This is a genomic window from Serratia sp. FS14 (genome assembly GCF_000695995.1).
In the GTDB taxonomy this organism is placed as follows: Bacteria; Pseudomonadota; Gammaproteobacteria; order Enterobacterales; family Enterobacteriaceae; genus Serratia; species Serratia nematodiphila.
In genome coordinates this window covers 2,997,476-3,010,240 of sequence record NZ_CP005927.1, presented here as the reverse complement: position 1 = coordinate 3,010,240, position 12,765 = coordinate 2,997,476, and the positions used below count along the sequence as shown (strand labels likewise).

The 12,765-nt window shown below is 46.8% G+C and carries 13 protein-coding genes and 1 pseudogene; 4 read left to right on the top strand and 10 right to left on the bottom strand.

Annotated elements, in window-relative coordinates:
- The first annotated feature begins 561 nt into the window (after positions 1-561).
- The 4 genes from L085_RS13570 (at position 562) to L085_RS13555 (ending at position 3,372) form a co-directional block, all read left to right on the top strand.
- A complete protein-coding gene (locus L085_RS13570; RefSeq protein WP_144240695.1) occupies positions 562-870 on the top strand; it encodes a hypothetical protein in 309 nt (102 codons plus the stop codon).
- 53 nt (positions 871-923) lie between these two features.
- The gene (locus L085_RS13565; protein WP_044030978.1) at positions 924-1,706 is read left to right on the top strand and encodes an SAM-dependent methyltransferase; all 783 of its coding nucleotides are present in this window, start codon (positions 924-926) and stop codon (positions 1,704-1,706) included.
- Positions 1,707-1,948: 242 nt separating this feature from the next.
- Positions 1,949-2,644, top strand: coding sequence for a hypothetical protein (locus tag L085_RS25375; protein WP_144240694.1), 696 nt, complete (start codon positions 1,949-1,951; stop codon positions 2,642-2,644).
- Positions 2,641-3,372, top strand: a complete 732-nt coding sequence (locus L085_RS13555) for a 2OG-Fe(II) oxygenase (protein ID WP_044030976.1) — start codon at positions 2,641-2,643, stop codon at positions 3,370-3,372. The genes L085_RS25375 and L085_RS13555 overlap by 4 nt, the downstream gene beginning before the upstream one ends.
- A gap of 39 nt (positions 3,373-3,411) precedes the next feature.
- Here L085_RS13555 and L085_RS13550 read toward each other — a convergent pair whose 3' ends face one another.
- The 10 genes and pseudogenes from L085_RS13550 to L085_RS24720 all read right to left on the bottom strand — a co-directional run bounded on the left by L085_RS13550 (position 3,412) and on the right by L085_RS24720 (position 12,297).
- The gene (locus tag L085_RS13550) at positions 3,412-4,587 is read right to left on the bottom strand and encodes an MFS transporter (RefSeq protein WP_144240693.1); all 1,176 of its coding nucleotides are present in this window, start codon (positions 4,585-4,587) and stop codon (positions 3,412-3,414) included.
- 199 nt (positions 4,588-4,786) lie between these two features.
- Entirely contained in the window at positions 4,787-4,888 is a 102-nt protein-coding gene (locus L085_RS25760; RefSeq protein ID WP_226988540.1) for a helix-turn-helix domain-containing protein, read from the bottom strand.
- 117 nt (positions 4,889-5,005) lie between these two features.
- Complete coding sequence (locus L085_RS24725; protein ID WP_071841635.1) at positions 5,006-5,296, bottom strand: hypothetical protein; 291 nt, start codon at positions 5,294-5,296, stop codon at positions 5,006-5,008.
- Between the two features lie 163 nt (positions 5,297-5,459).
- Complete coding sequence (locus L085_RS13545) at positions 5,460-5,924, bottom strand: hypothetical protein (RefSeq protein WP_044030974.1); 465 nt, start codon at positions 5,922-5,924, stop codon at positions 5,460-5,462.
- A complete protein-coding gene (locus L085_RS25755) occupies positions 5,905-6,813 on the bottom strand; it encodes a hypothetical protein (protein ID WP_226988539.1) in 909 nt (302 codons plus the stop codon). Before L085_RS25755 ends, L085_RS13545 begins: the two co-directional genes overlap by 20 nt.
- A 72-nt stretch (positions 6,814-6,885) precedes the next feature.
- On the bottom strand, positions 6,886-7,944 hold the full coding sequence (locus L085_RS25750) for a hypothetical protein (protein ID WP_226988538.1): 1,059 nt from the start codon (positions 7,942-7,944) through the stop codon (positions 6,886-6,888).
- Positions 7,941-9,671 carry an integrase gene (locus L085_RS13535; protein WP_044030973.1) on the bottom strand — a complete coding sequence of 577 codons (1,731 nt, stop codon included), beginning with the start codon at positions 9,669-9,671 and terminating at the stop codon, positions 7,941-7,943. The genes L085_RS25750 and L085_RS13535 overlap by 4 nt, the downstream gene beginning before the upstream one ends.
- Entirely contained in the window at positions 9,664-10,953 is a 1,290-nt protein-coding gene (locus tag L085_RS13530; protein WP_044030972.1) for a site-specific integrase, read from the bottom strand. The genes L085_RS13535 and L085_RS13530 overlap by 8 nt, the downstream gene beginning before the upstream one ends.
- A 72-nt stretch (positions 10,954-11,025) precedes the next feature.
- A pseudogene (locus L085_RS13525) lies at positions 11,026-11,238 on the bottom strand (DNA polymerase V subunit UmuC); the annotation flags it as partial.
- Between the two features lie 246 nt (positions 11,239-11,484).
- Complete coding sequence (locus L085_RS24720; protein WP_255347255.1) at positions 11,485-12,297, bottom strand: aminotransferase class I/II-fold pyridoxal phosphate-dependent enzyme; 813 nt, start codon at positions 12,295-12,297, stop codon at positions 11,485-11,487.
- Positions 12,298-12,765: the final 468 nt, after the last annotated feature.

Here is a 12,765-nt window from a genome sequence, read left to right as displayed (position 1 = left end):
ATAAATCAATAGAATATATCCTTAGCGTACGTTTTCGTTCCATTGGACCTCAAACCTCCTTTATGTCGTGTTATCCACCGGAACCGCCTAGCGGTACCTTCAGCAGCCTTCCCTACATCACCGACACCAGTTGCTGTTACGCATTCAGCAAGCGCAGGGGACAGCCGTTCACCGTTGCGTAATCTCTCCTGCTCATTACCCGGGTGCTCGCCCCTCGGGACGAGTGCCCAGAAATAGGGACATACCACAATCACCTTCAGTGAGTTAGCTCCCGGTGGCACGCTACTATCATGATTAATAAAAATTTTATCTAGATTAATTTAAATTCCAGTCAGCAACCCTGATCAAATTAGTTAAATTTGTTTATGGATTGCTATTGATAAGATGCAAATTTGTACTATATATGTAGATTGTCTATGTGAACCGTTTTTACGAAAACTAACGCATAGGCTCGATGGAGTAGCAAAGATTTCACTTCTAATCGATGAAATATCAATCGTTCTGAGAAGTTAGATGTGGACGAAAAATCTCATTAACTTAATAGAAAATAAGGATATATTCATGGAAAAAACTAACATCAAAATGCACCCACGTTTACAGGCTGCAGCGCCGATGAATCTTGCTAAGGTCATTGGCGGATTTGACTCGACTAAGTCATTACACCCGCGTTTGCAAGCAGCCGCTCCCATGAACTTGGCTAAAGTGATTGGTGGTTTTGATTCTACCAAGGCGTTGCACCCGCGTTTACAGGCGGCTGCACCTATGAATCTGGCTAAGGTCATCGGAGGTTTTGATTCCACCAAAGCCTTGCACCCGCGTTTGCAAGCGGCTGCCCCTATGAATCTGGCTAAGGTTATCGGTGGATTCTAGTTAATATTCCATGCCTCAATTTCGTATTGAGGCATTTTTAAAAAGGATTTTTAATGAGCACAATCTCTGTTATCGGCAGCGGCATGCTGGGGGTAAATCAGATTACCACAGAAGGTTTTTCCGTCATTCAGAGTGTAAATCGAGTTTTCTGGATCGGAGACATTGCTGGTCTAAATGAATATCTGTCCCATCATAAAATACACCATGAGGACCTCTCATATTTGTATGAAGATGGCGGCATTGATGTTGATAATTACACCAGGATTATCCAGTACATCTCAGATGCACTTACTGAGTGTGAACATGTCGGCCTTATCGTTCCTGGTCATCCGAGAGTCGGTGTGACCATTGTTCAATTACTACAAAAATCATCTCAGGATAAGACTTTTACTTTTCATTGTTATCCTGGAATTTCAAGTTTCGACGCGATGATCAATGATATTGGTATTGACCCACTGGAAGAAGGTGTCAGCATACTTGATGCTAATCGGTTGATTATCTATGATTATGCAATGGATCCCTGCATCAATTATTTTATTTATCATGTCTGCTCTATTGGCAATGCTAATACGGACTACTCATCGCCGCAGACCTCAAATAAAGTTATGTATTTGAAATCGAAGTTATTAAAACATTACCCAGCCAATACACCTATTTTCTTGTTGAGTGCCTCAACCCAAAAAGGACAATATGCGGATAAATTACAAGGTGAACTTTCTGACATCGAGACATTGCTTTCAAAAGTTACTTATCGGCATACTCTTTATATTCCTGGCTCTTTACCCAACAAAGAGAGGGTGAATTTCGATTTTCTTAAAGAGATCAATATTATTTAGCAGGAGGGTGAAATGTCAATACTTTCCTATAACGGAAACGATATGCTGAATGATTACTACTCATGCTGCGAGGAATCGGCCCTTCACAAAGATATCCGCGAAAAGTGGCCCCCTATTTGCGCACAAGTTCGCGATCAAGCGATGCACGATAGATTTTTTTTGCATTACCACGAAAACACGTCTCAAAGATTGACATAGGAAACTGGTCATTTAACTGGACAAATGCTGATGCAGGAGAGGCAATGGCTCTGCTGATGGGGATTTCTGATGTCGGCAGCATTCCAGTATGCGATAATCGATTGGCATTCCTCAATGACGGAGTGAAAAGATTTTCTTCGTTATATGAAAGTGAAATGACATTCATCGCTGATTTTATCTCAACATTGGTATGGTTGATTCCTAAAAATGCAAATGCCAATAATGGAAGTGCTTCATTTTACGAGCTTCCACATGTTACCTTTATTTCCGATGCCACACTCTTCTTTGTTCCACCGTTCCATCAGCTTCCAAGAGAATTCGGGTTTCTTGGTTTCGTCGAAAACCTCTATCACGAAGCACTTCATCATCAAGTACACACGTTCAACGCATTTCATGGCAATCAATACTGTCAGGGAGCTCTGGGGGAGTCGCTGATCGATTTCCCTCAACGGCAAGATCGAACTTTCAGTTATACCCAAGCTTTCAATGCTTGTTACGTTTACGGGGAAATTGTTAGATATCGTCGCAAAGTAGCTCAACACCTTTCCGCGGAGTATCAGGCTAAAGAATTAACATGGATAAATGAGGCATTGGATTCTGCAACAATGATGCGATTTAATCTGGCCGAACGTTTATATCACGTCAGAGACGCATTTTTGCCTCCCTGGAAATCACTCATCGAAGAATGGCAGTTTGAAAATGAGACGGGGAAATATTTCAACTCGGAGGAAACATTATGATTAATATAGTCGAAGGGGAAGGTTATCTGATTTTTGACGAGTTTTTGAGTAGCGATGAACTCTTCGCCCTTCAGTTATATATGCAATTTGAGAATTACTATCTCGTCCATTCTCAAGGGTGGTCAAAATCATGGAGAATGACCGACGGTGAGCCTTTGGTGAGTGTTAGTTACTTTTACTCATTGCTGACAGGAAAAACCACCATAGATGATAATGTTATTATGGATGGTATTCATATTTTAAGTGAAAAGATCAGCATAATAACATCACGTCTGCGTGATTTTCTTGGGGAAGACTGGAATGCGTTTTCACTCACAACATTCTTGTATCCCGCAGGTAGCGGACTGGGCTGGCATGAAGACGATGCTCAATATAAAGGGGCATATATATTTTATGCGCACCCCGAATGGAAACCTAATTGGGGTGGGGAGCTTTGCGTCATCAATACACCTGTTAATTCCAGTGCGGGGTTATCTGAACAAACCTACAATGCTTCTGAAGAAGTCTTACGCATGTCAGGGATAACCGGAGGGGCTGTCGGACCGGAGTTTGGATGGACCATCCGTGAACGCAGCATCAATGATTCTGGGATCGGGACATTTATTTATCCAAAACCCAATCGACTTGTGGTCATAAAACCAAATTATTCACACTGTATCAAAAAGGTTGATGTCAGTGCTGGGGACATTATGCGTTGTTCCGTTGCTGGTTTTTTTCATAAAAGCTGAAGCTACGGCCGGTAATCAATACCGGCCGTTTTAATGTCATTAAGACTGACGTTTTACATGCAAAATCAGTAGAGAAGACAGCAATAATCCTGTCATAGAACAAATGATAAGTGCCAGAGGACTACCTACTTTGTCAGCCAATATGCCCGCCGAGATACTGACAACTGCACCGATAATAATTTGTTTTCTGTAGCTGCTGGCAGAGGCGGCAGCTACCTGATCGTTGTCAAAGTTCGTCAGCAAACTGTACCAGCCAAGGCTATAGATAATATTTGAAAATACATGGGCAGAAAAAACCAGTAATAGCGAAACACTCAATAACGGTGTCAGTGGAACGAATAAATAGCACACAATAAATGCCGCCATGCACGCAATAATAAACAGTGATGACTGATTCTTGTAACGATCTTCATTGACCAAAAATGGCCCAAGAAGTTGTCCCAGACTGCGGGCAAACAATAAAAAAAGCAGTGTTTCTTTTTGGTCACTGTTGCTGTGGACCAATGTAGGCAAGAGTGACATGGCCGGTGCTCCAGTCATCGCCAGTGCCGGCAATAAATAAAGGCTAGCACGTTGTTTTGATGACAACCTTTTAGGCAACCCTTGTGCATAAACATTCTGTTCTGCATAATTCGCCAGCTTTGGCAGTGAAAATATAAATGTAATGGCTATGATGTAGCTGACTAGATTTGCCAACAAATAGGTATTGCTCTGAACGGTGCCATAAAGAAATACGCCGACACCGATGCCAAATAAAACCTGGCAAGCAAACACCAGCGTGTCGATAACCGCACCGGCCCCAATATCTTCTGGAGCAAGTTTAGCTTTGGTATAATGATTAATGGCAGGAATGGTTATCCCCGCAGATACTGACGAGGCAACGCCAGCAAGCTGTAGGATGGTCACGGAACTATGAACCAATCCGTACCAAGGAACAATTAAACCCAGTGCGCCAATACACTCAGCGATCATGAAGCAATATTTTGCTTCAATACGTGCAAGCAAATATTTTCCTGCAATACTCCCCAAAAAACCCGGTGATGTTGACAAAATAAACGCCAAGGCAAAGGAAGACGGTGCCGCATTCAATCTGGCTAGCTCACCAAAAACCATGATGAACGTCAATCCAGAACCTACTGAACTGCAAACTAACGCCAACAAGAGTGTTCTTAACCAAAAATACTTACGCATTGAGCGTAACAATATCAAAAACATAGTCACCTCAAGACCATTAAACGATTAATTGAATTGATTCCCCTCCATGCGATGTCAATTACATCGTCTAACTCCTTATCTGGATTTGGTTGTTGAGGTGGGTATACTCGACCGAGTATAGGTAATCTTTTCCTATTTTCCAGTTTTTAGTCCCATATTTAAATCTCCGAACATATTGACTTTACTGATGAATAAGCCGTTAGCTTTTCTTACTGTGGGCCAGGGCTCGGTAAGCTGTTGATCGTGAAACTGAAAATAACTCAACCAGATCGCTGATCGGGTTCAGCCCGATTTCATGCATCCGGTACAGCTATTTTTTATTTATCAGACTGTTTTGGCTACATCCCCCACAGTTTTCCCTTCTCCCGCACAATAGCCATCCCTTCGAGAGTGCTGCTAATCCGCAGATAGCACACTGTCATCGATAGTACTGATGACGTCTTTTCGCGTTGTGCTTCCAGCTTTTGGTGAGACTATCTACATTTGAAGGATAATCATCCCATGGATCGGCCAGCGACTTTCCTCGTGCGGCTCTCAGTTTAAGCGGATAGGCTTTGTACTCAATACGATGCAGATAGAAAAAGCTTTTTTCTTGCCGAGTGCTGAAATGCTTATAGTACGCATTTCTCAGCTGTGGGTACGTCAGCAAATGCCGCTCGTAGAAAGATACAACGCTAAGAGCTCGATATTGCGGTTTTAATTTTTTCATCACATCTCCAGGTCAGTTAACGATACCTAGAAATGCGCCTCTGCGTAGTAGTTCATCTTTCCTCCAGATAACACGGTTTGCAAAATCTACTGTACCTGATTTTGCGGCTGGCCAACAAGATATGGCGATATCGCTTCTCCTCGCCCCCAGTCGGTTTTCCGCTTCAAAGTTTTTTACGGCCTCGCGGATCAATGGGCAGAACGTTCGAGCCCGGTAGTTGCCTTTCTAACTCGGTAATACGGTCATACAGTTCAAGAATGGTCGCGTCGGCTTCACTTAGCAGACTGGCCAGGTGATCCCGCTGCTGCTCAATTTCACCAATCCGCTCTCGAAGCCCACGATTTTTTTGACGGGCTAATAGACTGACCTGGCGAACGGATAATGGGCGATCCTCTGCATACGATGCAACATAGGTTTGGATCTCGGCGATAAGTAAAGGAAAGCGCGTTTTCTTCAATGCGGAGGGATCTCTGCCGGCCTCTTTAGCCACATTATTCTGACTGACAGGGGTTCCTTTCGGCAGTCTTTCGGGTTTGTTGTTTTTTAGGCGCTCGAACGCTGCTCGATACTGCTCTCCAGCTCCCATTTGCTTGGCCGGGTCTGTGAAGTCATGTTTTGCGGATGACATGGCGGTAGTTCTCCACACTGCGTTTTTGGGCTTCCAGTGCAGCCCTCAGCGGGCTGTCTGCATCGGCGATGGCCAGCCGCTCGTCCAGTACTACGGCAAACGCCTCGACTTCGTCAAGTTGATCGGGATCATACAGTACGTCCGCACAAGGTTTGGGGTCTGCTGGGGAATCCCCCCCGCCACAACGAGCGATGTTGTCGATACCGCCGTAGGGACAAGGGGTTCGGCTGGTACAGACGCCCAGCAAAATGGGGCGATGAGCCACGACGCCCTTCCTGGCCAGATTGATGATTTTCTTGGCCTCTGCGGCCGAAATCAATCGGACTATCTCGGCTTTCCGTTTTTCTCCGTGGGGGCTGATGAACCGGCTGCTCGTCAGTTGTTGCAATTGCCTGCCTAACATCTCGTACATAGTTCGGACATAGTAGCTATGAGCCTTTTCCTCCATTCGCACCCGTGAATGGTTTTGCCCATAATAGAGGCTCATCGCTCTGGCGACATGCTTCAGTTGAAACTGCAAGGAGGCGTCGCTGACCAAACCTGATGCCTGCATATTGACTGCGCCGGTTCGCCGCAGCTGGTGCCAGGCCAACGGCCAGATTTTACCCGCCGAATACTCCTCGGACAACGTTGGCGTCACCAATCGCGCCAATTCAAAATCTTCTGCCGTAATGCGCAATTGCTCGGGATCGAACAGCTTATCGAACGACTGAACTACGTTGGCATAGCTCAGAATCGTGGGACGAATCGTGCGGTTGATTTTAGTGAGCTTTGCTCCCCAGGGTTCCAGCCTGTAATCAAGCAAATAATGATTGGAGGAGTTTCCTTGTTCAGAACCTACGCTAGAGGGCGTGTTACATTCTGCGCGAAGATCTGCAACCCTGCGCATAGCTTCAACCGCCGTGCAGGCAGAGGGAGACGTTACCCATAGGGCTTCAGCATCTTGCATTGTTTTCGTTGTTCACCCACGCAATACATAAATGTCGCCAAATTGCGGATCACGTTCAATATGCAAGCAATCAGCGCGCAGGTTCCATGCCTCTTCGACTCGCATGAGACTGAAGTTCAGCAGATAACTTAACCCTGCATGACTCACAAGACTCAGGTAGCGACTCAACGTTTGAATACGAATTTCGTCGTCGTTCACACCCAGCCAGCGACCAAACAACCCCACTATGCCAAACCGATGCGCGGTATCGATAAAAGGGCCGTAGTACTTGCGTCTGGTTAACTTTCCATTTGTTCCATCCGAAGGCCACTGAAAGGGATAGAACGATGACGGTCTGATTTGCCCCTGGAGATTGGCAGCATTATGCCTATAGGCCGCCAGGCAGAAACGGAAGCACTCCTCAATCTTCTCTTTATGCGCCAAAAAATCATCCAGGCATTCGCGTAAGCGCATAACCTGATAATGCCAAATGCGAGGGGGAATATAGGGGGTTTGGCGTTTTTGGTGAGGGGGTATGGCCGCCGCAAGGCGTGCCAGCCCTGCACGATCCAACAAGGTAAAACCCAGTGTATCTCGCTGCTCATACAGTTCGTGCAACAGTGTCAAAAGCTCCCATGCCCGGGAAACTTGCAGCTTTTTCGAAAGGCACTCAACCACACGTGGAAACTGGCTCAACTCGGAGGCAAGAATGCCTTCTTGAGTACACAAAACGAAGATCTTACGTATTTGATCAAAGCGGGTTTTCAGACCTCGATATCCACGGGCACCATTGGGGCCATACAGCCACCAACCGATAATTAACCGCAGTAAATCGGCGTTAGCAGGATCTATCGCGGCGGCATATTTCTTTGCCGGGCCATCGCCGAAATTAAGCGTAACCGCTTTTCCCGCCCACGGGTCGAGCCGCCAAACGGCATCCCCCCAACGGCTCACCACCTCACCAGCGGCATCAAGAATGACTGGCCAATCAGGCTGGGGTGGCCAGCACGGTGGGCGATAATTAGGTGCATCAGGCTCTGCAAGGGGGGAGCCGATACCAAGGCGAAGTTCGGAAAGAATATTTTTCGTCATGATGATTTCTGCCGCAGCTCTGCCAAGCGGATGAAACCATCCCAGGCCGGGTGATAATTGCCCTCACGGATACGGGCTTTCGACTCTTCGACCCACAGCCTACGAACTTCACTACTTTCTTCAAAAAAGCGCAGCTTAGCCGCCAACCGCTCAATGACCAACAGGGCCGGATGTTCTGCCGCCATATTCTGACTCAAAACGAGGGGGCGGTAGCGCGCCAGCTCAAGCGATTTTAGGTAACGCAAGCTATCGAGAGACCACACATGATCTTCACTTTCGATATCCCGGTGCTGAATACAGAACAAGCAACCTGCAGCATTTATACAGTCAGGTCGCGGAGCGTTCTTCGGCATCGCAACCATTGATTCAGGTTCGACCGAGACACATCGGCCTGGTGCAGGTGGTGAAAGGGACGGATCGCTCTGTTGATGGAAGCGTGTAATCTCCACCATAGCGATCTGCGGATGGGGGGCGGCGTAAACGCGTATTAGCGTTTCCACCGTGTGCTGGGCCAACTCAGCCACCTGCTCTGGGTTCTGGGACTCTCGAAGCAGCCAATTGATGCGTACCCCGCGCAGTTTTCGCGGTCTCACCATCGGCATCCCAAGCTCGCGGCAAATGCGCATAACGTTGGTGAACTGCGTCGCTTCCTCCAAAACTCGTCCCCCGCAACGTATCAGTGGAAAGAGCAGACTTTCCATCTCATCGGGAAACCACGCCGAACGCCATTCGAGATAACGCTTAAACCACTCTCGATAACCGGCAAAGATCTCGAACAGCACTTCACCTTCACGTCGATTTTTGTATGCACGTACCTGGTAGCCATCCAGGTGGCTGGCGTAATGAAATTGTTCGACCCGCAAAGTATGGGCTTGCTGCAGATTCATGCCGGTCTGAGCGATGAACATCAGCAACTCACTTTCGATGCGTAAGTTGACAAGGGGGGAACGAGTTCGCACGGTTCGATCCTCTTCCCAGGCGGCACGTGCTACTCGCGACTTTTCTATCTGCGTCATTGTTTGAGGTCTGGTACGGCGCGCCGCCACTTTCTCCGGGTAGGGCAGCCCAGACCATTGCTTCAGTATCTGGCCTGTACGCAATCGGATGCAGACCGGCAAAGGTCCTATCGTTACCTCCCAGGTCAGAGCATTGCATATATCTGCCAGAACATGCCCGAACGCAAAAGTATTTTGCAGATCCTGCTTATCCGCTTTGCTCGTATGCACTTTGCCTTTACCGAGCGGCTTGTGAATACGCGTGCTCTTGCTCAGACTTGCCTGGCGATCCAATACTCGATCAAGCATCGTCGCCGTGAGCCTGGAGAGATCGTATAACGTCCCCTCACTGAGGCTGTGCTCAATCCGATAACGATGTAGCAAATGTTCGGTCCAACGAATGAAAGTGTCGGCTACCGTGTCAAGACTGAGGTTATCGCCTGCCAAATCGCACCAGGCAAAGAAACTCCGCAACGCACCTATCTTATTTTTTGCCGAGAAGCGGCTGCCGCCGCCAGCAAGATCGCCGGCGACATGTTCATGTAGCCTTGTCACCAGTTCAATACGTTCTGTCAAAAGGCCACCACACTCGCCTTGGGCGATCCGGCGAGCCACAGACTTTACCTTTGCCGCTGCGCCTCCGCGAAACAGCAACGGCCGGAGATCCCAGGGCGTTTCAGAAACCCCATACTCAAGCATCGGGAAAGTGAGATCGATACTGGAACTATCCATTCTGCCGCTCCTCCAGGTTGACACCACTAAATACAGCCATAAAGCGATGAGAAAGGGCTTGCTTTGTCGGCACTGCCTGCACGAATCGTATGTACCTGAAAGTGGTAGCCTCGGAGTTAGGGGCATGAAGCAGCGCATCGCTGACTATTGCAATGGCGAGAGCCGCATCGGCACAAGTGGAGAGAGCCAAACGCGCCAGCTCTGTACCGAAGGTACAACGCGACTGATGAAAGCGAAACCTACGGAGTATCTGTAACCCAGCCTTGCTCCCCCGCTTTCGAAAGTTCGACATTTCGACATTCACCGCGGATGACTGCTCGGTGCCGCGCCTGCCGTAGGCGTTGCCAAAACGAGTCAAGAACAGCAGATCGCGATTTTCGGACGTGGCTTTCGCCCCTCGCTCCATCCGTCGCCAACTCGTTGCATATTCCAGCAACTTATCGCACAAGGCTTCAGGTAGCCAAACCTGCCCGGTCACGCCGAACTTTGTATGTACAGGCGGAGCTGCACCCGGCCCCACCGCAATCCGTAGTAACCCTTCAGCAGAGGGATCAGGGACGGCATGTTCAAGCGTCTGAACTTTAAGATCACAAATGCTGCCGAGCCGCATTCCGGTAAAAAAGCCGAGTGCCAACATAAGATAGAGCTCCGGCGTAGCGTTCGCGGCGGCGAAATCCAGGATGGCATCACGATCCGCTGCCGACACCGGCAATAGCCCATCCTCCAGGGTTTGGCCAAGTCGTTTGCGATTTGGGATGCTGAGATCGGTGGTGATTCCGTTTACCGATCGCTCAAACCCCACCTGATCAAAGAGTTTGACGGTGTAGGGCTTCTCCCGCCACAGAGGAACGCATGATGCCAGAAGTTCCCTGTGCCTCACCCACCGGTAAAACATGATGCAATTGCGCATATATTCAGACGCCGTGGAGGGGCTTATCTGACCCGCATTACGCATCGTGATCAACGCTCCACGGTATAGCACTAAACAACGATCGGCTTTTCGGACAGGAAACTCGAACCAATGCAACCCACGCGACTCAAGGAACTTGGCGTAATTCAAAAGGCCATTCATGTTACTGGCAACGGTTTTCAGGGAAGCTTCCCCTGCCGTTGCTCGCTCCATGGCCCACAGGTTTGCCTCTCTCCATGGCATTCCCCCTGCCCAGAAAATCTGAGGAAAACCCTTGATAGAGGGCCGGTTGCTGCTGACTGAGTAAGTTACGCGGCTTTCTCTACGCTCGAGAATGTGGGGTACAAAATGAATGTGTTCCAGTGTCGCCATGCAACCCCCTCAGACGTTTAAAAATGTCCATAGCTCGGATTCCACTGTTTGGGTGACCACACTATACAACTTACTCTTATCCAGCGAATAAATCTCCACCGCCGGCGCCATCTCTTCCAGCGTGTCCATCACCCGGCGGGACATGTCGGCGTACAGCGCGTAGTTGGAGGAAAACACCGCGACGTTGCGGCGGCGCATCTCCTCTTTGATTTTGAAATAAGGCGCGCCCATCGGCACGCCCAACGCCTTCGCCTCGGCGCTGCGGGCGATCACACAGCCGTCGTTGTATCTGAATGTGACTAACAGTTAGTTGTTAATAATATGATGATTTTAAATCATATTTAATTGCTAACTTTTTTCTGTGTTTTTGGCCTTGGTGATTACTTATGTTGGTAGGATCTAGAGGTGAATCCGGTGAGATGCAACTTCAGCCAGACTAAGGGGGCTGAAGCCCAACGATACTGAGACGCACAGAGAGTACGCTTTTTGAACAAGACATATATCCAATTATAACATCGCAGGATCATCAAATTATACATCGTGGATACTTGTCTTAAATGCATCGACTATCCTTGATATATCATAGTCAGTTAGATCAGAATTTATTGTAAGTCTAATTAAAGCTTTGTTCTTTGTCGTGGCTGGATAACAAAAAACGGAACCATATACTCCCTTCTTCTGAAGATTGTTTTGCAATGATTGTACATTTTTTTCACTACCCATTTCCACTGCGATAATTTGCTCTGTTCCACTGGAAACATTATATCCAAACTGGTTCAGACTTGATCTTATTTTCCTGGAATTAAAATGTAATTTTGCTCTCTTAATATCAGATGAAACAATAACTGGAATAACATTCATAAACCATTTTAAATCATGATTCATTAGCGCCGAACTAAATATTGATGGATGCGACTCAAGTAGAAAGTAATCTTTGAATTTATTGGAGCAAGTTATCAAGCCAGCTCTGCCAGCAAACGCTTTGGCAAGACTGACGGTAATAAAATCGACTTGTTCATTAAGTTTTAAAGCATTTACAATTCCCCTTCCCTCTGGACCATGTGTTCCTGCTGAGTGGGACTCGTCAACAACTAAAATACAATCTAACTCTTGAGCTAATGTAGCAAAATCACTTAATGGGCAAAGGCTACCATTAGTGCTATAGACGGAGTCAACCACTATAATACCAGGACCATATTGTGATATCTTTTTTCTCGCATTATTTACATTGTTATGGGCAAACACATAAGATTTTGCGTTTGCTAACCGCACTCCATCATGGAATGACATATGAGCTAAAACATCAATATATACCGGTGTGGTATCATCCGCTATTGATTGTATTAACCCTGTATTTGCAGCCCAACCAGATTGACATAAAATGCTATCTTGAACATTAAAAAAATAGAAAATTCGTTTTCCACTCTAGTCTGAAAACTAGATTCGCCCAGAAAAACCGAGGACATCAACACGTCGTTTGATATGTCTTTCCCCATATCAAAATAAAGTGACTTATCTTTACAAAGGCAAAGGTAGTCATTGCTACTCAATAGAACATCACTCGATGATAGTGATGGGGATTTTAATAAGTGCACTCCGCCCCACTCATTGATAAATCGATCATGATAATGTTCTTTTATTCTTTTTTCAAGGAAAGGTGGGAGTGGTTTCTGACTCATATGTCACCAAAATAAATAAGTTATATTTAAATATAGTCAATAGAAATCGTTTTTTACCATGTCATTTTAACGTGCACCCTAACCTGACATCAGGCCTGATAGTGAAAAACTGTCAGAATAAAGTCACTATGCG

What these genes read in the sequence shown, in the direction of transcription:
- L085_RS13550 (WP_144240693.1), bottom strand. Translation starts at nt 4,587, where the DNA reads ATGTTTTTGATATTGTTACGCTCAATGCGTAAGTATTTTTGGTTAAGA.
- L085_RS25750 (WP_226988538.1), bottom strand. Translation starts at nt 7,944, where the DNA reads ATGACGAAAAATATTCTTTCCGAACTTCGCCTTGGTATCGGCTCCCCC.
- L085_RS13555 (WP_044030976.1), top strand. Translation starts at nt 2,641, where the DNA reads ATGATTAATATAGTCGAAGGGGAAGGTTATCTGATTTTTGACGAGTTT.
- L085_RS25755 (WP_226988539.1), bottom strand. Translation starts at nt 6,813, where the DNA reads ATGCGCAGGGTTGCAGATCTTCGCGCAGAATGTAACACGCCCTCTAGC.
- L085_RS25760 (WP_226988540.1), bottom strand. Translation starts at nt 4,888, where the DNA reads ATGCATGAAATCGGGCTGAACCCGATCAGCGATCTGGTTGAGTTATTT.
- L085_RS25375 (WP_144240694.1), top strand. Translation starts at nt 1,949, where the DNA reads ATGGCTCTGCTGATGGGGATTTCTGATGTCGGCAGCATTCCAGTATGC.
- L085_RS13530 (WP_044030972.1), bottom strand. Translation starts at nt 10,953, where the DNA reads ATGGCGACACTGGAACACATTCATTTTGTACCCCACATTCTCGAGCGT.
- L085_RS13535 (WP_044030973.1), bottom strand. Translation starts at nt 9,671, where the DNA reads ATGGATAGTTCCAGTATCGATCTCACTTTCCCGATGCTTGAGTATGGG.
- L085_RS24725 (WP_071841635.1), bottom strand. Translation starts at nt 5,296, where the DNA reads ATGAAAAAATTAAAACCGCAATATCGAGCTCTTAGCGTTGTATCTTTC.
- L085_RS13570 (WP_144240695.1), top strand. Translation starts at nt 562, where the DNA reads ATGGAAAAAACTAACATCAAAATGCACCCACGTTTACAGGCTGCAGCG.
- L085_RS13565 (WP_044030978.1), top strand. Translation starts at nt 924, where the DNA reads ATGAGCACAATCTCTGTTATCGGCAGCGGCATGCTGGGGGTAAATCAG.
- L085_RS13545 (WP_044030974.1), bottom strand. Translation starts at nt 5,924, where the DNA reads ATGTCATCCGCAAAACATGACTTCACAGACCCGGCCAAGCAAATGGGA.